This is a genomic window from Pseudomonas graminis (assembly GCF_001705435.1).
Taxonomy (GTDB): domain Bacteria; phylum Pseudomonadota; class Gammaproteobacteria; order Pseudomonadales; family Pseudomonadaceae; genus Aquipseudomonas; species Aquipseudomonas graminis_B.
This window is the reverse complement of the sequence record NZ_MDEN01000061.1, coordinates 1-20320: the sequence shown is the minus strand read 5'-3', so window position 1 is coordinate 20320 and position 20320 is coordinate 1. Positions and strand designations below refer to the sequence as shown.

General features: G+C 61.6%; 17 protein-coding genes. 5 read left to right on the top strand and 12 right to left on the bottom strand.

The window, feature by feature from the left end; translation table 11 throughout:
• Positions 1 to 4: 4 nt before the first annotated feature.
• From BBI10_RS10770 to BBI10_RS10760, 3 genes are all read right to left on the bottom strand, one after another.
• Positions 5 to 1216 (bottom strand): nitrate/nitrite transporter, encoded by a 1212-nt coding sequence (locus tag BBI10_RS10770; protein WP_065988495.1) that lies wholly within the window; start codon positions 1214 to 1216, stop codon positions 5 to 7.
• A gap of 294 nt (positions 1217 to 1510) precedes the next feature.
• Positions 1511 to 2086 (bottom strand): ANTAR domain-containing response regulator, encoded by a 576-nt coding sequence (locus BBI10_RS10765; protein ID WP_037011032.1) that lies wholly within the window; start codon positions 2084 to 2086, stop codon positions 1511 to 1513.
• A 12-nt stretch (positions 2087 to 2098) separates the two neighbouring features.
• The gene (locus BBI10_RS10760) at positions 2099 to 3307 is read right to left on the bottom strand and encodes a CmpA/NrtA family ABC transporter substrate-binding protein (protein ID WP_065988494.1); all 1209 of its coding nucleotides are present in this window, start codon (positions 3305 to 3307) and stop codon (positions 2099 to 2101) included.
• Between the two features lie 273 nt (positions 3308 to 3580).
• On the opposite strand from BBI10_RS10760, the gene BBI10_RS10755 reads away from it, so the two are divergent.
• Positions 3581 to 4603, top strand: coding sequence for a quinone-dependent dihydroorotate dehydrogenase (locus BBI10_RS10755; protein WP_065988493.1), 1023 nt, complete (start codon positions 3581 to 3583; stop codon positions 4601 to 4603).
• A gap of 140 nt (positions 4604 to 4743) precedes the next feature.
• Here BBI10_RS10755 and rmf read toward each other — a convergent pair whose 3' ends face one another.
• Positions 4744 to 4959 carry a ribosome modulation factor gene (rmf, locus tag BBI10_RS26575; RefSeq protein WP_074887169.1) on the bottom strand — a complete coding sequence of 72 codons (216 nt, stop codon included), beginning with the start codon at positions 4957 to 4959 and terminating at the stop codon, positions 4744 to 4746.
• Between the two features lie 571 nt (positions 4960 to 5530).
• Between rmf and rlmKL the strand changes: the two genes are divergently transcribed.
• On the top strand, positions 5531 to 7801 hold the full coding sequence (rlmKL, locus tag BBI10_RS10750) for a bifunctional 23S rRNA (guanine(2069)-N(7))-methyltransferase RlmK/23S rRNA (guanine(2445)-N(2))-methyltransferase RlmL (RefSeq protein WP_065988492.1): 2271 nt from the start codon (positions 5531 to 5533) through the stop codon (positions 7799 to 7801).
• A 101-nt stretch (positions 7802 to 7902) separates the two neighbouring features.
• On the opposite strand, the gene BBI10_RS10745 is transcribed toward rlmKL, so the two are convergent.
• Entirely contained in the window at positions 7903 to 8295 is a 393-nt protein-coding gene (locus tag BBI10_RS10745) for a RidA family protein (protein WP_065988491.1), read from the bottom strand.
• 222 nt (positions 8296 to 8517) lie between these two features.
• On the opposite strand from BBI10_RS10745, the gene BBI10_RS10740 reads away from it, so the two are divergent.
• Entirely contained in the window at positions 8518 to 10062 is a 1545-nt protein-coding gene (locus BBI10_RS10740; protein WP_065988490.1) for an EAL domain-containing protein, read from the top strand.
• 142 nt (positions 10063 to 10204) lie between these two features.
• Complete coding sequence (locus tag BBI10_RS10735; RefSeq protein ID WP_065988489.1) at positions 10205 to 10966, top strand: carbon-nitrogen hydrolase family protein; 762 nt, start codon at positions 10205 to 10207, stop codon at positions 10964 to 10966.
• A 91-nt stretch (positions 10967 to 11057) separates the two neighbouring features.
• On the opposite strand, the gene BBI10_RS10730 is transcribed toward BBI10_RS10735, so the two are convergent.
• The 7 genes from BBI10_RS10730 to BBI10_RS10700 form a co-directional block, all read right to left on the bottom strand.
• Complete coding sequence (locus BBI10_RS10730; protein ID WP_065988488.1) at positions 11058 to 11324, bottom strand: hypothetical protein; 267 nt, start codon at positions 11322 to 11324, stop codon at positions 11058 to 11060.
• 361 nt (positions 11325 to 11685) lie between these two features.
• Entirely contained in the window at positions 11686 to 12000 is a 315-nt protein-coding gene (locus tag BBI10_RS10725; RefSeq protein ID WP_065988487.1) for a hypothetical protein, read from the bottom strand.
• A gap of 78 nt (positions 12001 to 12078) precedes the next feature.
• Positions 12079 to 13563 carry a DUF2723 domain-containing protein gene (locus BBI10_RS10720; RefSeq protein WP_065988486.1) on the bottom strand — a complete coding sequence of 495 codons (1485 nt, stop codon included), beginning with the start codon at positions 13561 to 13563 and terminating at the stop codon, positions 12079 to 12081.
• 38 nt (positions 13564 to 13601) lie between these two features.
• On the bottom strand, positions 13602 to 14588 hold the full coding sequence (locus tag BBI10_RS10715) for a lysylphosphatidylglycerol synthase transmembrane domain-containing protein (protein WP_244160341.1): 987 nt from the start codon (positions 14586 to 14588) through the stop codon (positions 13602 to 13604).
• Positions 14585 to 15325 carry an SDR family oxidoreductase gene (locus tag BBI10_RS10710; RefSeq protein ID WP_065988738.1) on the bottom strand — a complete coding sequence of 247 codons (741 nt, stop codon included), beginning with the start codon at positions 15323 to 15325 and terminating at the stop codon, positions 14585 to 14587. The genes BBI10_RS10715 and BBI10_RS10710 overlap by 4 nt, the downstream gene beginning before the upstream one ends.
• Positions 15326 to 15333: 8 nt before the next feature.
• The gene (locus BBI10_RS10705; RefSeq protein WP_065988485.1) at positions 15334 to 16650 is read right to left on the bottom strand and encodes an FAD-binding oxidoreductase; all 1317 of its coding nucleotides are present in this window, start codon (positions 16648 to 16650) and stop codon (positions 15334 to 15336) included.
• Entirely contained in the window at positions 16647 to 18098 is a 1452-nt protein-coding gene (locus BBI10_RS10700; RefSeq protein ID WP_065988484.1) for a UbiA family prenyltransferase, read from the bottom strand. Before BBI10_RS10700 ends, BBI10_RS10705 begins: the two co-directional genes overlap by 4 nt.
• 373 nt (positions 18099 to 18471) lie before the next feature.
• Here BBI10_RS10700 and norR point away from each other — a divergent pair, with 373 nt between their 5' ends.
• The gene (gene norR / locus BBI10_RS10695; protein ID WP_065988483.1) at positions 18472 to 20028 is read left to right on the top strand and encodes a nitric oxide reductase transcriptional regulator NorR; all 1557 of its coding nucleotides are present in this window, start codon (positions 18472 to 18474) and stop codon (positions 20026 to 20028) included.
• Positions 20029 to 20320 lie beyond the last annotated feature (292 nt).

Sequence of the window (20320 nt, the reverse complement as noted above, 5' to 3'; positions counted from 1 at the left end):
CGGTCTAAACGCGGGCAGCGGTGACAGCGGCCGAACCCCAGGTGGTTCTCCAGCGACGCTTGACGTTCATCAGGCCGAACCAGGCGAGCACACCCAGGAATGCAAACAGCCACAGGCCCAGTTGGTACTCGCCGGTGTTCTGCTTGATGGCGCCAAGCCCGGCGGCGAGCAGGAAGCCACCGATGCCGCCGGCCATGCCGATCAGGCCGGTCATGACGCCGATCTCTTTGCGAAAGCGTTGCGGCACGAGCTGGAACACCGCGCCGTTGCCGGCACCAAGGCCGAGCATGGCCGCGACGAAGAGTGCCAGCGCTGCCCACGAGCTGGGCAGGTTGAAACCGACGGCGGCGATGCAGATCGCCGCGACGGCGTACATGCCGGACAGCGTTCGAATGCCGCCAAAGCGATCGGCGAGTGCGCCGCCCAGTGGGCGCATCATGCTGCCGCCGAAGACGCAGGCGGCGGTGTAGTAACCCGCGGTCACCGGGCTCAGGCCGTATTGATCGTTGAAATAGCCGGGCAGGGCACTGGCCAGGCCGATGAAGCCGCCAAAAGTCACGCTGTAGAAGAACATGAACCACCAGCTGTCGCGGTCGCCCAGGGCTTTGAAATAGTCAGCCATGGATTTGGCTTTCGGACGTTCCGGAGCGTTTTTTGCCATCAGCGAGAACGCGATGAGGGTCAGCAGCAGCGGCGCCACGGCAAAGCCGAACACATTGTTCCAGCCGAAGCTGGCGGCGAGCACAGGTGCGATCAGTGCCGCGAACACGGTACCGGAGTTGCCGGCGCCGGCGATGCCCATCGCTTTGCCCTGATGCTGCGGCGGATACCACTGCGAAGCCAGCGGCAGCGCCACGGCGAACGATGCGCCCGCCATCCCGAGGAACACACCGAGCAGCAGCGCCTGCTCATAGCTGTGAATGCCCAGTTGCCAGGCGCAGAGCAGCGCGGCGATGACAGTCACCTGGCCGATGATTCCGGCGGTTTTCGGCGACAACTGATCGGCCAGCATGCCCATGATGAAGCGCAGCACGGCACCCGCGAGAATCGGCGTGGCAACCATCAGGCCGCGTTGCTGGGTAGTCAGGTGCAGATCGGCGGCAATCTGCACGGCCATCGGGCCAAGCAGGTACCAGACCATGAAGCTCAGGTCGAAATACAGAAACGCTGCGAACAATGTCGGTTTGTGGCCGGCTTTCCAGAAACTCGTGTTCATCTAACACCTCATCTGCAGGGATTCGTGTTCGGTGGAGGTGTTGCTCGCACCGCTACGGGTCAGGTCATGCAGGCGAAGCACCAGACCGGCACTCCACCCGCCTCGATGTGTTCAAGGCAAAAACGAAAAAACGCCGCAGCCCTGTGCGCTTGCGCGAAGGGGTGCGACGTCTTTGTCGTGAGTGGGCAACCGCCGTTGGCTACCTGTGAGGTGTGACTAGCAATACATGGGCCAAAGGTGCGCCGGTATGCAGGCCGAATGAAATCAGCGCGCGCGGTTCGGACGTGGAGGGGCTCAGCCCAACAGTTCGCTCATGGCAATGATCTGCTCCGCCACCTGAATCAGTTTCTGCTGCCGGCTCATGGCCTGGCGTCGCATCAGGGTGTAGGCCTCTTCTTCGTTGCACTGCTTCATCTTCATCAACAGGCCTTTCGCCGTCTCGATGCGTTTGCGTTCGGCCAATTGCTGATCGCGGGCGTGCAGTTGCGCGCGCAGGTCCTGGTCGCTTTCGAAGCGGGCCATGGCGACGTCCAGAATCGGCTGCAGGCGTTGCGCGTGAATGCCTTCGACGATGTAGGCGCTGACCCCGGACTTGATCGCCTGGCGCATCACGCCGGGGTCGTGCTCGTCGGTGAACATCACGATCGGGCGCGGCAGATCCCGGGTCACCAGCACCACTTGCTCCAGCACATCACGCCCCGGTGATTCGGTGTCGATGAGGATCACGTCCGGTCGCACGGCCTGAACCCGTGCGGGGAGGTCGATGATCAGCCCGGATTCATCGATGACCTCGAAACCGGCTTCAGTCAGCGCCGCTTTCAGGCGACCGACTTTTTTGGGGGTGTCATTGATCAGCAGGATTCGCAGCATGGTGGCGTCTCCTCAGCGATCGGCATGAGCGAGGGCGGCATCGGCCAGCGCGTGCAGCTTGAAGCTGCGGGCATAACACGCCGGGTCGCTGCCGTCCCACATCTTGCCGTCGATCAACTGGCTGCTGCGCATGGGCGAGGGCGGCACGGCGATGCCCAGTGCCTCGGCGGCCTCGCGGTACAGGCCAAGCTGTTGGACGGTGCGGGCGACGCCGAGGTAATCCGGGTCTTCGCGCAGCAAGCCCCAGCGGCGAAACTGGGTCATGAACCACATGCCGTCAGACAGCCACGGCATGTTGACCCGGCCTTCATCATGGAAGCGGATGGCATGGTGGTCGTGCCACCGGTTGCCGAGCCCGTCGTCGTACTCGCCCAGTAGCCGCGATTCGATAGCGCCGACGGGTGCATTGACGTACTCGGCGGCGCCGAGCAACTGCGCGGTGCTTCGGCGGTTGTCAGCGCTTTCTTCGATGAAGCGACTGGCTTCAAGCACGGCCATCACCAGGGCGCGCGCCGTGTTGGGGTATTGCTCGACGAATTCCAGGCTGCACCCCAGCACCTTTTCCGGGTGATCCGGCCAGATGGCCTGGGACGTCGCCAGGGTGAAGCCCAGGTTCTGCTGAACGGCGCTGGCACCCCACGGCTCGCCGACACAAAAGCCGTCGATGCGACCGGCCTGCAGGTGCTCGACCATCTGCGGCGGCGGCACCACCACGCTGTCGACGTCGCGCAGTGGGTGAATGCCCTGGCTCGCGAGCCAGTAATACAGCCACAGGGCGTGGTTGCCGGTGGGGAAGGTTTGGGCGAACGTGAGTTTTGGGTCGCTTTGGTGCGTGCGTCGATCGAGTGCATCAGGAGTGGTCACACCTGCGTCCTGCAGCGCCCTCGACAGGTTGATGCTCTGACCGTTCTGGTTCAGCCCCATCAGTACTGCCATGTGCTTCGCCGGCCCGGCCAGCCCCAGTTGCACGGCGTAGACCAGCCCGTAAAGGCTGTGAGCGGCATGCAGTTCGCCGCTGACCAGTTTGTCGCGCAGGCTGGCCCACGATGACTGCCGGTGCAAATTGATGTGCAGGCCATAGGGCTGGGCGAAGCCCTGGGTCGCGGCGACGATGAGCGAGGCGCTGTCGGTGAGCGCCATGAAACCGAGGTCGACGCTGGCCAGCTCCGGTGCATCGCTGCCGTTGACCCAGGCCAGCGAGGGGGTGAGCGTGTCATTCATGAGTGCCATTCCGCGTGGAGGCCGACGCGCCTTTCAACGCTGCCGGTCGTCCAAAAAAAACGCCGCCTCGCCCCATTGAAACCGGGGCGACAGCGACGTCATTGTCCAGTGTCTCGCTCCGCCATTGGATCGAGTCGATGCAGGACTTAAAGCAAGCGATATGCCAGCGTCGAGCAGGGCAGTCAGCAAAGTTCGCGACATGCCTCGCGCTTCGCCTGCACCGGCGTTTATAATCCGCCGCTGATCCCAGCCGCAATCGAGCCGCCCCCGCCCATGTATAACCTGGCCCGCCAGTTACTGTTCAAACTCTCCCCCGAAGCTTCCCACGATCTGTCCATCGACCTGATCGGAGCGGGCGGGCGTCTGGGGCTCAACGGCCTGTTCAACAAGGCGCCGATGCAGCTGCCGGTGACCGTCATGGGCCTGCGCTTCCCCAACCCGGTCGGATTGGCGGCGGGGCTGGACAAGAACGGCGCGGCCATCGACGGCTTCTCGCAGCTGGGCTTCGGTTTCGTCGAGGTCGGCACCGTCACGCCGCGCCCGCAACCGGGCAACCCGAAACCGCGCATTTTCCGTCTGCCCCACGCCGAAGCCATCATCAACCGCATGGGCTTCAATAACCTGGGCGTCGACAATCTGGTCAGCCGGGTGCAGGCCGCGCAGTACAAAGGCGTGCTGGGCATCAACATCGGCAAGAACGCCGATACGCCGGTGGAGCGCGCCGTGGATGATTACCTCATCTGCCTGGACAAAGTGTACGCCCACGCCAGTTACGTCACCGTCAACGTCAGCTCGCCCAATACGCCGGGCCTGCGCAGCCTGCAGTTCGGCGATTCACTCAAGCAACTGCTCGAAGCCCTGCGGGTGCGTCAGGAAGCGCTGACGCTGATCCACGGCAAACGCGTGCCGCTCGCCATCAAGATTGCCCCGGACATGAGCGACGAAGAGACCGTGCTGGTTGCCGGCGCGCTGCTGGAGTCGGGCATGGACGCGGTGATCGCCACCAACACCACCCTCAGCCGTCAGGGCGTCGAAGGGTTGCCCCATGGCGACGAGGCAGGCGGCCTGTCAGGCGCGCCGGTGCGCGAGCAGAGCACGCACATCGTCAAGGTGCTGGCCGGTGAGCTGGGCGGGCGCTTGCCGATCATTGCCGCCGGCGGCATTACCGAAGGCAGGCACGCGGCCGAGAAGATCGCGGCAGGGGCGAGTCTGGTGCAGATTTATTCAGGCTTTATCTACAAGGGGCCGGCGTTGATTCGCCAGTCGGTGGACGCGATCGCGTCGATGTCCCACTGATCATCCAGACGAAAAGAGGGGTTCCGACTGGAACCCCTCTTGGGCCTTGGCCCGCCGCCCGGGTGGGGCGTGCGTGGTAATGGTGAAGCGATCAAGAATGTCGAAAAAGCTTTAGGTCAGGCTGTAACGTGAGGGTTGCGTCAGCCGACCGCGTGAAGTTCGTTGAGTCTGTGAATGCCCGCAGTGCCGGTCATACCGTCCCAGTTGTCGCCGCGTCCTTCTCGCCAGCCATTGATCCAGGCTTGACGCACTGACGGTAGAGTAAATGGGCAAAGCTCACGGGATTTACCGGATACGCCGTATTGGTATCCGCGCGAAAATGCTCTTTCCATCGGATCACGCTTAAGTCTTCTCATAGGGTATCGCCCTCGTTTGTTGACTGTAATGTCCCTGGAGACCTCAGGTTGAGGTCCGGCAGAAAATCTTCTGCCGTTAGCGGCCCGCTGCCGGCGTCGCGGGCTTGATGCCACCGCCGTTGCGGCGATGACCTTGAGTGATTTCTAACCAATGAAAGATGCGCTGTGAATGATCGTTTTGTCATAAGAACGTAACCATTCAGGCATTACGACCATAAGCAATCACTCGTTTGACCAGTGTTTTTTGCGGGGGCCCCTTTTAAACGGGGCTCTCAAGTCGCAGTGCAAGTGTTTCGCAATTGAGAGTACTGGCGGTTTGCGCTCAGAGGAAAAACGACGAAGGGTCAGCGATGTGACTTTTTATTGCAGCCGCCGTCGTGCTGAATAGTGTTTTTTTAGCATCAAAACGTTGGCGCTCAAGTGCTGGCGGACCGTCGCACTCGAAATGTATCGGTGCGAGGGACAGGCACAAACTGTGTGCCGCGCAGGCGTCCTCCTTGAAAGGCGTCTGTTGGAATCGGGCCGGACAATGCGTTGTCCGGCCGCTATAGCCTTAGGCTCTGGAATACTCATGTCGGACCGTTACGAACTTTTCCTCACCTGCCCAAAAGGCCTCGAAGGCTTGCTGGCCGAGGAAGCCACCGCCCTCGGTCTCGAGGAAACCCGCGAACACACTTCCGCCATCCGCGGCACCGCCGACATGGAAACTGCCTACCGGCTGTGCCTGTGGTCGCGGCTTGCCAACCGGGTGCTGCTGGTGCTCAAGCGTTTCCCGATGAAGGACGCCGAGGACCTCTACCACGGCGTGCACGACATCGAGTGGGCTGACCATCTGGAAGCGGAAGGCACGCTGGCCGTGGAGTTCAGCGGTCACGGTTCGGGCATCGACAACACCCATTTTGGTGCTTTGAAGGTCAAGGACGGCATCGTAGACCGCCTGCGCACGGCAGAAGGCGTACGCCCGTCGGTCGACAAGCTCAACCCGGATCTGCGCGTGCACCTGCGTCTGGACCGGGGCGAAGCGATTCTGTCCCTGGATCTGTCCGGCCACAGCCTGCACCAGCGCGGCTATCGTCTGCAGCAGGGCGCCGCGCCGCTCAAGGAAAACCTCGCCGCCGCGATCCTGATCCGTTCGGGCTGGCCGCGCATTGCCGCTGAAGGCGGCGCGCTGGCTGACCCGATGTGCGGCGTGGGTACGTTCCTGGTCGAGGCGGCGATGATTGCCGCCGACATCGCGCCCAACCTCAAGCGCGAGCGCTGGGGTTTCTCCGCCTGGCTCGGCCATGTGCCGGCGATCTGGCGCAAGCTGCATGACGAAGCGCAGGAACGTGCGCAAGCGGGCCTGGCCAAGCCGCCGCTGTGGATTCGTGGTTACGAAGCCGATCCGCGCCTGATTCAGCCAGGCCGCAACAACGTCGAGCGCGCAGGCCTGAGCGAGTGGATCAAGATCTACCAGGGCGAAGTGGCGACGTTCGAGCCGCGTCCCGACCAGAACCAGACCGGTCTGGTGATCTGCAACCCGCCGTACGGCGAGCGTCTTGGCGACGAGGCGAGCCTGTTGTACCTCTATCAGAACCTCGGCGAGCGTCTGCGTCAGGCCTGCCTGAACTGGGAAGCGGCGGTGTTCACCGGCGCGCCCGATCTGGGCAAGCGCATGGGCATTCGCAGCCACAAGCAATACGCGTTCTGGAACGGCGCACTGCCCTGCAAGCTGTTGTTGATCAAAGTGCTGCCGGATCAGTTCGTCACCGGCGAGCGTCGCACCCCGGAGCAGCGTCAGGCCGAGCGTGAGCAAGCCGCTTACGATCAGGCGCGGGACGAAACCCAAGAGCGCCAGTACAACAAGAATGGCAACCCGATCAAGCCGATGCCGGCCCCTGCGCCGGTCATCGAGCAACCGCGCCTGAGCGAGGGCGGGCAGATGTTCGCCAATCGCTTGCAGAAGAACGTCAAGGCGCTGAGCAAGTGGGTCAAGCGCGAAGGCATCGATTGCTACCGCGTCTACGATGCGGACATGCCCGAGTACGCCATGGCCATCGACCTGTACCACGACTGGGTCCACGTTCAGGAATACGTCGCGCCGAAGTCCATCGACCCGGAAAAGGCTTCGATCCGCATGTTCGACGCCCTGGCGGCCATTCCCCAGGCGCTCGGCATCGACAAGAGCCGCGTGGTAGTCAAGCGCCGCGAACGGCAGAGCGGCACCAAGCAGTACGAACGCCAGAGCGCCCAGGGCAAATTCAATGAGGTCAACGAAGGCGGCGTGAAGCTCCTGGTCAACCTCACCGATTACCTGGACACCGGCCTGTTCCTCGATCACCGGCCGATGCGCATGCGCATTCAGCGCGAAGCGGCGGGCAAGCGTTTCCTCAACCTGTACTGCTACACCGCGACCGCCAGCGTGCACGCGGCCAAGGGCGGGGCGCGCAGCACCACCAGCGTCGACCTGTCGAAAACCTATCTGGACTGGGCGCGTCGCAACCTGTCGCTGAACGGTTTCTCGGACAAGAACCGTCTGGAGCAGGGCGACGTGATGGTGTGGCTGGAGGCCAGTCGCGATGAGTACGACCTGATCTTCATCGACCCGCCGACCTTCTCCAACTCCAAGCGCATGGAAGGCGTGTTCGACGTGCAGCGCGATCAGGTTCAACTGATTGACCTGGCGATGGCGCGCCTGGCGCCGGGCGGCGTGCTGTATTTCTCCAACAACTTCCGCAAATTCCAGCTCGAAGAGACGCTGGTCGAGCGTTATGCGGTGGAAGAAATCACCCAGCACACGGTCGACCCGGACTTTGCACGCAACGGCAAAATCCACCGCGCCTGGAAAATCACCGCGCGTTGAGGCAAATCGCCAGGCTGACGTGTCGGAATACCCGGCGGGTCAGCCTGCGTTATCCGAGCCCTTTCGCCTTGCGTGTCCCGCGCAAGGCACCCCCTTCATGATCAGCGCTGCACCGCGACGCATTTGATTTCCACCAGCAGGCCAGGCTTTGCGAGGTCGCTGACGCCCAGGCATGTCCATGCACAGGTGCCCCGAGGGAAGACGCTGTCCTTGACCGCCCTGAATACGGGCATATGGCGGTGCAGATCGATGTGGTAGGTGGTCAGATCGACGACGTCCTCGAAGGTGCATCCTCCAGCGGCCAATACACGCCGCAGGTTTTCCCACGCTGCCAGGAATTGCTGCTCCGGGTCTTCGATCACGGCCAGCTCATGGGTTCGACCGACCTGGCCGGCACAGTAGAGGGTTTTGCCGACCTTGACGGCAGGGGCATAGCCTGCGCGTTCGGCGAGCAGGCGCATTTCATCCGGGACGATGAGTTGACGGTCGGTCATGGGAGGCTGCCTGGAAGTCGGTCGGAGCCGCACGCTATCTCAGGTGCCGGACGTCCGTCCAGTGAGTGGCCTTTGGGTTTTCGAGCGGCGATGGGGTGCGCAGAATTTCTTAGGGGTGAAAACGTTCCGCGCCTTCTTGCTCGGTCGTTCCGGATAAATCACACTCTGAACGAGAGGTAATGAGCATCAGTACAGGATGAGTCCATTTTTTGAGGCAAGGGAATGCGTAAATCCAGAGTCATCATCATAGCCACCCTGTCAGGGCTGATAGGGGCAGTTCTGCCTATGATCACGATGGCTTACATTTCCTGGGAAAGGGCGCTGGCCAAAGAAAGGACTCATTTGGCGACTTACTCCGAGCGAGCGCTCAAAAACATTAGCTTGTCATTGCAACAAGGGCTCAATGTTATAGCGCAGATGGAGAACTGGGCTGGGGTGCCGTGTTCTCCAGAGCATATTTCGTTAATGCGAAAAGCGACCGTGAACACCCGTGCGGTCGAAGAAATTGATTATCTGGAGCGAGGGTCGCTTGCCTGCACATCATGGGGGGGCACGTCGATACTGTCTGAATCGACGACGTCGACTTATACCGATGCGAGAGGCTATAAAATCAATGTTCGCCTGATCCCGAGTGACCAGGGGATCCAGCCGATCACGATCATGCATCGTGGCGCCTACCGCGTCCTTATAAATGCGGGAAGGCTCAGCGACATCATTCTGGATGATCGAATGCAACTCGGTGTTTTCTACCAAGGCCAATTGGTGAATATTTCTCAGGGAGCGGATGAGAAGACGATTTCCCAACTCGTATCAAACCGAGATCGCAAAAGTAAAGACTATCTCTATGCTGTTTCCACTCAAGACGACTGGTCCGCCCTTGTGGCTGAGCCGATAAAAAGCGTCGACACCAGCTTTTATAGCGAGTTGGCCTGGATGCTGCCCATAGGCCTTGGGATCGGCTTGATTGTCGTATTGTCAGTCATCCGGATCATGCGAATCAGACTCTCGCCGATGGCCGAGATGCAGATCGCAATCGCCCAGCGGGAGTTCACTGTTCACTATCAACCGATTATAGATCTTGAAACAGAAGCATGTATTGGGGCCGAGGCGTTGGTTCGGTGGCTGAGACCAGACGGCACGGTTGTGGCCCCTGATCAGTTCATTCCGCTGGCTGAAGAAACAGGGCTGATTTTGCCTATCACTGACCAAGTCATCCAAGGCGTCGTCAGAGACATGGCGCAACTTCTACGAGATAACCGCCGTCTTCATGTGGCCATCAACATCTGTGCAGATGATCTAAAATCCGGGCGTTTTCTTGACACGCTTGATCAGGCACTGAAAGGCTCGATGATTAACAACAGTCAAATATGGATAGAGGCCACTGAGCGAGGCTTCATTGATGTTGAATCGGCCGTTACGACATTAAAAAAAGCGCGGGCGCTGGGCTTCAAGATTGCAATCGATGACTTTGGTACGGGGTACTCCAGCTTGCAATACCTTGAGCGCCTTCCTGTCAATGTGCTCAAGATTGATAAATCCTTCGTGGACGCCATCGATAAATCTTCAGCGTCCAGTTCGGTGGTGACGCATATTATTGCAATGGCTAAAACGCTGGGTCTGGAAATTGTTGCCGAGGGCATCGAGAGCCCCCATCAGGCAGATTACCTGCGGCTGTATAAGGTGGATTACGCCCAGGGCTGGTTATATTCGAAAGCATTGCCCTCTCAGGATTTTCTAAACTTTGTTAATACCCAGAAAAACCGCTAGGGAGTCTCCGCGATGTCAGACGGGTCGAGGAGCTGTGCAGCGTGAAGAATACACTGCGCGTGCCTGACCGCTTGCCGCCGCCGCAACGTCAGTTGATCGAAGCATTCGTCACTCCCTCGCTGTCTGAAAAAAACGAGTTCCTATGACAAACCTCGTGATATGTGCTGCTCAATACTGCTCGGTCGCCGGTGACATCAACGTCAACATCGACCGGCATCTTCACACCATGCGCCGCGCGGTCGAGCATGGCGTTCAGTTTCTGCTGTTCCCCGAGTTGTCCTTGACCGGCTACGAGCCGTTCCTCGCGCGCGAACTCGCTCAGACACCTGACGCCGAGTGTTTGCAACCGCTGCGTGAGCTCGCGTCGCAGTCAGGGATGACCACCGTGGTGGGGCTGCCACTGCGTCAACCCGGCAGCGAAATCATCTTGATTGGCGCACTGGTGATGGCCGCCAATGGATCGCAGTCGGTCTACACCAAGCAGCATCTTCATTCGGGAGAAGAGGCGGTTTTCAGTGGCGGGGAGGGCGGTGCGCTGGTGGATATCGGCGCCGAGCGCATTGCGCTGTCGGTCTGTGCGGATTTTACCCACGCCAGCCACGCCCAGGCAGCGGCGCAAGTTGGCGCCAGTCTGTACGCCAGCAGCGTCTTGATCAGCGAAGAAGGCTATGCGCGAGACGCTGAATTGCTGCAGAGCTATGCCTGTGCGCATTCGATGGGCGTGTTGATGGCCAACCATGGCGGACCGTCGGGAGGCTGGGCCTGCGCGGGACGCAGCGCATTTTGGTCACCCAGAGGTGAGCGGGTGGTAAGCGCGACGGGTACGGGCGACTGCCTGGTGATTGCCCGTCGGCATGAAGGCGTGTGGGAGGGCGAGGTTGTCGAGCGACCGACTCTGTCTTGAATCAGTTCTGCTGACAAGCCAGCGTCGGGCAATTACAAGTAGCAGGGCACCTCGGCGGTGCCCGCTGCGCTGAGTTTCTGCTCAACAGAGATCAATGCACCGCCCACGAACGGGGCGCCGGGGTGTGGCTGAATTTCGAGATGCCTTTGACCCAGAACCGTCGATGGGCCGTCTGGTCCGGCGGCAGCAACGGCTGGCTCGACCATTGATGATGACGTTTGGCTTCGTCGCGATACGCTTTCCACTCCATGGCCTCGGCGGTGTCCTGCGCGGCGCGTTCGTCATCGAACCAGCCCAAAACAGATACTTCACCTTGATCGCGGCCATGCTCTACCAGCAGAAAAATGTTTGTGTACATGCTTTTGCCTTTCACTGATCGGGTCCAACCCGCTATTGGGGCTCTACAAATAGCGTATCGACAGCGACGGCGGAAAATTTAGGCCCGTGTTTCTCCTCGGGTTTTGCAATGAAAAGTCATACGCTTTCCCGCCTAAAGCAGTCCTGCGGAATGCCGCAATTCCATCGGATGACCGGCTTCAGCCGGGAAGAGGCCGGGTGGTCCACCCTTGATGACATTTGGGCAGTGGCGTGAGGAGGTCGGCCTTTCCCGGGAATAAAACCAGAAACGAAAAAAGGGCCGAATCTTATTCGGCCCTTCATCGTATTCAGTGCTGCCTCGGCGCTAAGCTCGCTCAGAGGCACACGGTCAGCACAGCGATTTACTTGCTGCCGCTGGAACCGCTCGCGCCACCACCGGTACCGCCGCCGCTGCCGCCCATGCCGCTGCCATTGGTCATGCCGCCGCCGTCAGCGTCACCACGGTTGGTGCCGTTGGTGCTGCCCATGCCTTTGGTGCCTGGGGTCGACGTGCCTGGGGAGCTGCCGTCGTTGTTTTGACCGCTGGTCGAGGTGCTTGGCTTCGGGCCATTCTTGTCGATCGGATCGGTTGGGCCGGTGGAACCAGCGAACGCGGAGCCAGTAGCAACAGCCATCAGGCCAGCGAGTGTCAGGGCAGTCAATTTAGTCTTGATCATGATGTGAATCCCTTTGTTGTCATGGATACCTATTGGTCAACCCGCCAACGCAAGAGGTGCATTCGATCCGACGGACGGTCATCCGCCTCTCAGTGGATTCACGAGCACGTTTGGGCTGCTTTGCCCGTCCGCTTTTTTCGCGCGCAATTCGTACCCCACCGCCAACGTCTGCAGATCAAAGCGATCCGAGATGCTCGAGCAGTAACTGGTCCGCGCCAGGAAGGCACCCGGGCCGTTCAAGTACGACTCGATGTTTTTTGCGCCTTCGCACAGCGCCACGGTTCGTCCTTTGAGCAGGCCGCTGGCTTGCGCCGAACGCAATGCGCCGTTGGGCGTCCAGTCCGCAACAATCAGCGCGCCTAGGGGAGCTGATTGTTCGTAACTGTGCACGAACGCCTCCGCCGAACGATCGCGCAGGTACGGCGCCATGAAGTAATGGATATCGTCACGGAAAGGCAGCGCTTCCTTGTGGGTGGGCAGCGCAACGACACCGCTGGCGTAAATCGCGTACACCGTCAGAAGGGTCACCGGGCCGCTGAGGGGCAGGGCATAGGCGACAACGGCGGCATTGTGCCGCGCCAGCCACGCCTGCACATGGATCACGCCGATGATGCTCAGCAGCACCGCGCCAGGCAGAAAAAACGTGAAGCGGTCGGTGACGTTGTATGACACGGCGAAGAGGAAGTTCAGCACCGCCGCGCACCACAGCAGCCGCAGCCGCCGGCTTTTCGGGAACAGCACCAGCGCCACCAGTTGCGGGCCGAGCAGGGAAAGCATCAGCAGCACCACCGAGTTCTTCTCGTGCCACATGTCGTCGAAGCGAAACAGCGAACCCTGCCAGCTCTGTTCCGTGGTCTTGTCGGGGATGCCAATCAGGTAACGGTGGCCGATGTCGATCAGGCTCAAGCCGTTTTGCAGCTCCTGCAAAATACCGGGGATCGCCACCGCAAAGCCCAGCACAAACCCCGGGATCGTCAACAGCACCCGCGCCCTGTGCTGCCAGACCAGCTGCACGTAGAGCGGGAACAGCACGATGAACGTCAGTTGGTGAATGGCGGCGGCGAGGCCGGTGAGGATGCCGATGACGAACAGCGCGGTGAGCAGGCCCAAGCGCGATTTATCGCGAAAATGCACCATGTAGGCCAGGGTTACCAGCAGCGTGTGCAGCAGATAAACCTCGGCTTTGGTCGAGACCCAGAACACGCAATGGCACAACACCGCCGCGGCAATCGCCAGCAAGGCCTGCTGCGACGTCGCGCCGACGCCTTTGGCCAGACGAAAGATCGCCCAGCCCAGCGGGATCAGCAGCATCGAGTTCATGAAACTCAGCACCAGCGGGCCGAAGTGAGCGAACAGCGCCGTGGTCACGAACAGGTACAACGGGTGATCCAGCGGGCCGAGGGTGTCGCTGAAATAGCGACCCTCCGAGGCGTCTGCGATGAAGATGCCGTTGTCCATCCATTGAATCGGGCCGCTGGAGGCCAGAAAGCTCCAGACCACGGCGGCCACCGCCAGCAACAGGGGAATGCCGAATAACGCTCGATAACGTACTGCTGCCACCATGACTTGCACTCCTGTCCCTTTAATCCCGTCGAAAAGCGTTATTGAACCGGTTGAGCCTGAGGCGTCGCAGCCTCGCTTTTGAGCCTGATCAGCATCACCGCGCCGATGGCCACGGCGAACCACAGCGTGGCCAGACGAATCAGCACGGTGGCGGCCACGGCGTCGGCGCTGTCCATGCCTTTCCAGACCAGCAGGCCGACCATCACCGCCTCCGCGCCGCCCAGTCCACCAGGCATGAAACTCACTGCGCCGGCCAGCATTGCCAGGGCGTAGACAAACACCGCGAACGTCAGCGGGATATCCGCGCCCATCCATTTCAGAATCCAGTCGAACGCCAGGGCTTCGGCGCTCCAGGCGACCACGCTCAATGCGGTCAGCCCGAGCATCAGTCGCAGACGATGGCATTGCTGCGCATGCACCATCACTTGCAGCAGATGGCGCAGCAGCCCGAGCACCTTGCCGCCACCCACAGGCACCTTGTCGGTGATCCGCTCAAGCAGGCGACGTTGCGACAGCACCACCAGCCCGACCGCCACCAGCGCCACGCCGACCACGATCATCGGCCACGCCTGGGGGTACAGCGACAGGCCGAACAGGGTCAGCAAGACCACCGCGAACAGGTCCGACAGCCGCTCGCTGAAAAACGCCGCGAAACTCTGCGGGTAGGGCACGCCCCAGCGTTTCAGCAGCACGCCGCGCAACGCTTCTCCGGCCTTGCCTGGCGTGGTGGTCAGGGCAAAGCCGGCCAGATAAATGTTCAGGCTCGGCCGCCACGGCATGGGATGGCCGAGCACTTTCAGGTAGGTCTGCCAACGCACAAAGCGCAGGCCGTAGTTGACCGATGACATGAGCAGCGCGATGACAATGCCCACCAGCCCGACCTCGCTCACCGCAGCGCCCACTGCCTGCCAGCCGCCCCACAGCGAAAAGCCGAGATAGCCCAACGCCGAGCCGACCACCGACAGCACCACCGCGCGGTAGCGCCAGCCGGACAGGTGCGAAGTCTCGGGCACCGCTTCGCTCACAGGTTCAGCCTCTTGAACACCGGCTGCGGGATCGAACGAATGACCAGCATGATCAGCGCCCAGAAACCCGGTGCGTAGAGCGTCGGCACCTTGTTGGCGATGCCTTTGACGATGCGCTGGGCGACCTGCGCCGGTTGTGCCAGCAGGGCCGCCGGCAACGACAGCCCCTGGGTCATCGGCGTGTCGACAAAGCCCGGTTTGATGGTGGTGACGTGCACGCCGACTTTGAACAGCCGCGCCTGCAAGCCTTCGCAGTAGGTCGACACCGCCGCCTTGGCGCTGCCGTAGAGGTAATTGGAAGGGCGACCCCGGTCAGCCGCTACCGAAGAAATGATCGCCAGACTGCCGCAGCGCTGGGTTTCGAACTGCATCGCCAGCACCGTGAGCAGGGCGATCACCGAGGTGCAGTTGTTGGCGAATTCCTTCAGCGCCAGGTGCACGTCGCGCTCACAGGCCTTCTGATCGGGCAGCGTGCCGTGGGCGATCAGGGCGATGTCGATCTGTCCCAGCGCAGTCAGACAGCGGCCCATCATCAGCGGATGCGCCTCGATGTCGTTGGCGTCCATCTCGTGCAGCGTGACGTGGGTCGCTCCGCGCGCCTTGAGGTCGGCGGCGGTCTGCTGCAGCTTCTCGACGTTGCGCGCCACCAGGAAAAAATCGCTGCCTTCCGTGGCCCACAACCGTGCGCACGCGCTGGCGATGGCGGAGGTGGCGCCGATGATCAGGACTTTCTTCACTGCAGTTTTCATAGGATCACACGGCTCCAGAAACGGGACATCAAAGAGGGATCGCGCAGCGCTTCCAACTGCTCCCAGGCGGGGTAGGCCCGCCGGAAATCGGCACCGCTCATGTGGGCGTCCTTGGCCGGGTACAAGCGCCCGCCAGCGGCGCGAACAATGTCGTCCAGACGCGGGAACAACACGTTCTCCAGCGCCTCGCTCTGGGCAAAATCCAGCGCCAGGGAGGTGCCTTCCAGGGGGAACGACAGCAGCCCCGGCGAGGCTATATCGCCACAGCGCTTGAGCACGGCAAGGAACGACCCCTGGCCGGCGTCGGCAATGGTGCGCAGCAGTTCGCCCATGGCCGCTTCGGCATTCGCCGCAGGCACGACGCACTGGTATTGCTGAAACCCCCGGCGGCCATAAATCCGGTTCCAGTGCAGGATCCGGTCGAGGGGGTAGAAGAACGGTTCGTAGGCGTTGCGGCCCTGCTTGCGCTGGCGGGTGTGCAGGCGCCAGTACAGGCTGTTGAAGGCGCTGAGGGAGACTGTGTTGATCAGCGACACCGGCGGCGTCAGGGGCACGCTGAGTTTCTTGCGCTGACCGACGTCAAGGGAGCCGTACTGCGCGTGATCGCCGACGATGAACACCCCGCGTCCGGTCTCGGCGCCCTTGGCCAGGCAGTCGACCCAGGCAACGCTGTACTCATGACGCGCGTCCAGCTCGGCCGACAGCGCAAAAAACTCGGCCAGATTGGCGAAGCGCACCGTGGTGGTGTCGATCTGGCTGGCGCGGATCGGCATCAACTGGATCTGCGCCCAGTGAATGACCCCGGTCAGGCCGAGCCCGCCGATGCTCGCGGCGAACAGGGCTGGATGATCTTCAGGCGAGCAGATCACCTCCGGCTCGCCGTGGCGCAACAGGCCGAAGCTCAGCAGGTAGCGGCCAAAGGTGCCGCGCACATGATGGTTTTTGCCGTGAACGTCGTTGGCGATGGCGCCGCCGAGGGTGGCGAACTGGGTCCCGGGCGTCACTGGCAAAAACCAGCCTTGGGGGATGGCCACGGCCAGCACTTCCGCCAGGGTGATGCCGGCCTCGGCCTTGATCACGCCGGTGCTCCAGTCGGCCTCGATCAGCCGGTCCAGCGAGCGCATGTGCAGCACCTCATCGCTGGCCGCCAGGCAACTGTCGCCGTAACTGCGGCCGTTGCCGTAGGGCAGGCTGCTGCGGTGGGCGCCGATCACGCGGTCCATCTGCGCAGGCAATTCGTCGAGCCACACACAGCCATGACCGCGTTGCGGACGACGGGGGAAACGTCCCCAGGAATACAACGGCGTGCTCATGCGGCGATCCAGAACATCATCAGAAACGCCGCGCCGATCAGCTGACTGGTGCGGTCGCGGATGGCGAACACCACCGGGTCTTCGTTCATCTGCCCGCGATGGGTCAGCATCCACACCCGCGTCACCCAGAACAGCAGCAGCGGGCAGGCCAGCCAGATGATGTGCGGGGTGACGTACAGCTCAGTGGTTTTCGCGTCCTGGATGTACAGCGCCAGGACCATCACCGCGAGGTAACCCGACGACGCTCCCAGTGAGGCGATCATGTCCAGGTCGCCGGGGTGGTAACCGCGACCCCTCGCCAACGTGTTGATCTCCCGGGCGCGGGCATCGCGCAGCTCGGCGTAACGCTTGACCATGGCCAGGCTGAGGAAAATGAACATCGAGAACGCGAGGATCCAGAACGTCAGAGTGAGGCTGAACGCCGCGACGCCGGCGATGATTCGCGCGGTGTAGAGCATCGCCAGGGCGATCACGTCCCAGGCCATCAGGCGTTTGAGTCTCAGCGAGTAGGTCAGGGTCAGGCCGTAGTAGGCGGCCATCACCGCTGAAAACTGCCACGGCAACAGCAGCATCGCGGCGCCGAAGGCCATCGCCAGCAGCGCCGGCACCATCACTAGCCCGGTCTTGATCGACAGGCGGCCACTGGCGAACGGTCGGTTGCATTTGCTTTTGTGATGGCGGTCGTCGCACAGGTCCAGCAGGTCATTGAGGATGTAGACGCTGGAGGCGCACAGGCCGAAACAAAGGAACGCGATGACGCCGTCGCGCATCAACTCGAACTGCGCCAGGCGATGGGACGCCAATAGCGGCACGAAGATCAGCGCGTTTTTCAACCACTGGTGCAAGCGCAGGGCCTTGCGCCAGTCCCGAAGGCCCGGCGAGTTGCTGCGGATAGTCGGCTCGACGCTGACTTGTGCTTTTACTTGGGCTTCCACGCCTCTGTCGGGATTGACCACATAGGCCTGGCGGGACACATCCCATATGGGCAAGTCATCTTTCGAGTTGCCGATGTAATCGAATCCCCCCTCGCCGAAGTGAGCAACTAAGAGGTCACGTTTGTTGTGGCCGGACAAGTTGCGGTGGGTATTGGACGCCAGCACCAGATCGAATAACTGCAAGTGTTCGGCGATTCGCTCGGCGAGGCTTACATGACTCGCCGTGGCCAGTACCACCATGCGGCCGGTGTCTCGTTCGCGCTGGATCATTTCGATGATCTGCGGATCGTAAGGCAGCACGGAGACGTCTATTTCGGTGCTCAGCGCCAGGCCTTCTTTCAGCGCGGCTTTGCCTTTGAACAGCCAGCCCAGCATTTTCAGGGTTTTCAGCGGCTGGCCGCGAATGAACGCCATGGCCGTCTCCATGAGCAAATCCGAGCGCAATAACGTGCCGTCGAGATCAACTACCAAGGGAGGGTAAGTTTCAAGAACTCGTCCCTGAATTCTGGCCATAGTGAGTGCTCCTGTGGGGTCGGCTGACTATAAACAAAATCGGATGTTCACAACTTCATTTAAATTAAAGGGCCCCGCGCGTGACGTCGGCGAGGTGGCGTCAGAATTAAGTAGCGAGTTTTTGAGAAAAGTGAGCGCGGCAGTTTTTCATTTATTACACAAGCGCTGCCGGAGAATTGGCGACCAACTAATGACTTCTCGGTAATGACGGTTTAGTGCCGTGTTTAATAAGGCGATTCACGGCTATGTGTGTCGAGCGTGCTTCCTGCAGACCGGCAGGAGCCGCCTTGGCGACGGCGCTGTCGTTTCGACTGGCATCGCAGTCATAATGACTCGCCACTGCCCCCTTCCCATGCCGTTACCGGGAGTTCTCATGACCCATCCTTTGCTGCTGGCGCTCACTCCGCTGGTCGCCGACCTGTCCCGGGACCTGCCGGACGATGAGCGCTACCGACGCCTGCTGCGGTCACTGCGCCAGCTATTCCCGTGTGACGCCGTGGCGTTGCTCAAGCTGGAGGATGAGGCGCTGGTGCCTTTGTCGGTCGAGGGACTGAGTCCGGATACCCTGGGGCGACGGTTCCGACTGGGGGAGCACCCGCGGCTGGACATCATTCTGCAAAACCGCGAACCGACCCGCTTCTCCACCGACTGCGATCTGCCGGACCCTTACGACGGGCTGGTTGAAGGCGTGCACGGCGACCTGGAAGTGCACGATTGCCTCGGTTGCCCGCTGTATGTGCAGAACACGCTGTGGGGGGTGATGACCCTGGATTCCCTGGATCCTGCACGCTTTGGCCAGGCCGATCTGGGCAATCTCCAGGCGTTTGCCAGCCTGGCGGCGGCAACGGTGATGGCCAGCGAACGGATCAGCCAACTGGCCCGTGGCTTTGAGGATCAGCGCCAGTTGGCCGAGGTGTACAAACGCGCCGCAGGCGGACGCGGGCCTCGGGAGCTGATCGGGCAAAGCCCGGTGCACAGGCGTTTGCAGCAGGAAATCCAATTGGTGGGCAACAGCCCGCTGACGGTGCTGATCACGGGCGAAACCGGCGTCGGCAAGGAGCTGGTCGCCGAGGCCACTCACCTTCAGTCGCCGCGGGCGGCGAAGCCACTGATCAGCCTTAACTGCGCCGCGCTGCCCGAACTGTTGGTGGAGAGCGAGCTGTTCGGCCATGTGAAAGGCGCGTTCTCCGGAGCGGTCAGCGGACGCAGCGGCAAGTTCGAGCTGGCCCATGGCGGTTCGTTGTTCCTCGACGAGGTCGGCGAGCTGCCGCTGCCGGTGCAGTCGAAGTTGCTGCGGGTGTTGCAGAGCGGCCAGTTGCAGCGCGTCGGGTCCGATCAGGAGCATCGCGTGGACGTGCGCATCATCGCCGCGACCAACCGTGATCTGGCAGAAGAAGTGCGCGCCGGGCGCTTCCGCGCGGATCTCTATCACCGCCTGAGCGTTTACCCGTTGGTGGTGCCGCCGTTGCGCGAACGGGGGCGCGATGTGTTGTTGCTGGCGGGGTATTTCCTCGAGGAGAACCGGGCGCGGATGGGGCTGCGCAGTTTGCGCATGAGCCCGAAAGCGCAGGCGGTGCTGTTGGCGTATGCATGGCCGGGAAACGTGCGGGAGCTGGAGCATCTGATCAGCCGCGCGGTGCTCAAGGCGCTGTCGGTGCAGGGTGAGCGGCCGCGGATTTTGACGATCGAGGCGGATGTGTTGGGGCTTGAGGAGTCAGGGGGGCCTGCTCCTGTTGTGTTGCATTCGAATGGCGTCATGCCGGTGATTCAGCCGGGCGAGGGGTTGAAGGGGGCGGTGGATGGGTTTCAGAAGCGGTTGATCGGCGAGGCGCTGGAGCGGCATCAGGGGAAATGGGCGGATGTGGCGCGGGAGCTGGACGTTGATCGAGCTAACCTCAGTCGCCTGGCCCGGCGACTCGGGATTCGGTAGGTTCTTTAAATCAAGGCCAGAGGGGACTGATTTATTTACAGCGCTTCACCGTAAATTAATCTGTCCCCGGGGTATGCGGTGCGGCTTCCTACGTCAAGATCAAGGGCGTCTGCCTAGGGGCAGACTGTTTCGCCTTCGGCGAGTTACTTGGAAAAGCACCCCAAGTAACCAAAGGTGCTTGCTCTCGGTTTGGTTCCTCCTTCGTCGGAATACCCTCACTCCGGTCCCGCTCCGTGGGCCCGCGCCGAACGGACATCCATGTCCTGACGGCGCTCTCGCCGCATCCATGCGG

What these genes read in the sequence shown, in the direction of transcription:
- BBI10_RS10770 (WP_065988495.1), bottom strand. Translation starts at nt 1,216, where the DNA reads ATGAACACGAGTTTCTGGAAAGCCGGCCACAAACCGACATTGTTCGCA.
- BBI10_RS10765 (WP_037011032.1), bottom strand. Translation starts at nt 2,086, where the DNA reads ATGCTGCGAATCCTGCTGATCAATGACACCCCCAAAAAAGTCGGTCGC.
- BBI10_RS10760 (WP_065988494.1), bottom strand. Translation starts at nt 3,307, where the DNA reads ATGAATGACACGCTCACCCCCTCGCTGGCCTGGGTCAACGGCAGCGAT.
- BBI10_RS10755 (WP_065988493.1), top strand. Translation starts at nt 3,581, where the DNA reads ATGTATAACCTGGCCCGCCAGTTACTGTTCAAACTCTCCCCCGAAGCT.
- rmf (WP_074887169.1), bottom strand. Translation starts at nt 4,959, where the DNA reads ATGAGAAGACTTAAGCGTGATCCGATGGAAAGAGCATTTTCGCGCGGA.
- rlmKL (WP_065988492.1), top strand. Translation starts at nt 5,531, where the DNA reads ATGTCGGACCGTTACGAACTTTTCCTCACCTGCCCAAAAGGCCTCGAA.
- BBI10_RS10745 (WP_065988491.1), bottom strand. Translation starts at nt 8,295, where the DNA reads ATGACCGACCGTCAACTCATCGTCCCGGATGAAATGCGCCTGCTCGCC.
- BBI10_RS10740 (WP_065988490.1), top strand. Translation starts at nt 8,518, where the DNA reads ATGCGTAAATCCAGAGTCATCATCATAGCCACCCTGTCAGGGCTGATA.
- BBI10_RS10735 (WP_065988489.1), top strand. Translation starts at nt 10,205, where the DNA reads ATGACAAACCTCGTGATATGTGCTGCTCAATACTGCTCGGTCGCCGGT.
- BBI10_RS10730 (WP_065988488.1), bottom strand. Translation starts at nt 11,324, where the DNA reads ATGTACACAAACATTTTTCTGCTGGTAGAGCATGGCCGCGATCAAGGT.
- BBI10_RS10725 (WP_065988487.1), bottom strand. Translation starts at nt 12,000, where the DNA reads ATGATCAAGACTAAATTGACTGCCCTGACACTCGCTGGCCTGATGGCT.
- BBI10_RS10720 (WP_065988486.1), bottom strand. Translation starts at nt 13,563, where the DNA reads ATGGTGGCAGCAGTACGTTATCGAGCGTTATTCGGCATTCCCCTGTTG.
- BBI10_RS10705 (WP_065988485.1), bottom strand. Translation starts at nt 16,650, where the DNA reads ATGAGCACGCCGTTGTATTCCTGGGGACGTTTCCCCCGTCGTCCGCAA.
- BBI10_RS10700 (WP_065988484.1), bottom strand. Translation starts at nt 18,098, where the DNA reads ATGGCCAGAATTCAGGGACGAGTTCTTGAAACTTACCCTCCCTTGGTA.
- norR (WP_065988483.1), top strand. Translation starts at nt 18,472, where the DNA reads ATGACCCATCCTTTGCTGCTGGCGCTCACTCCGCTGGTCGCCGACCTG.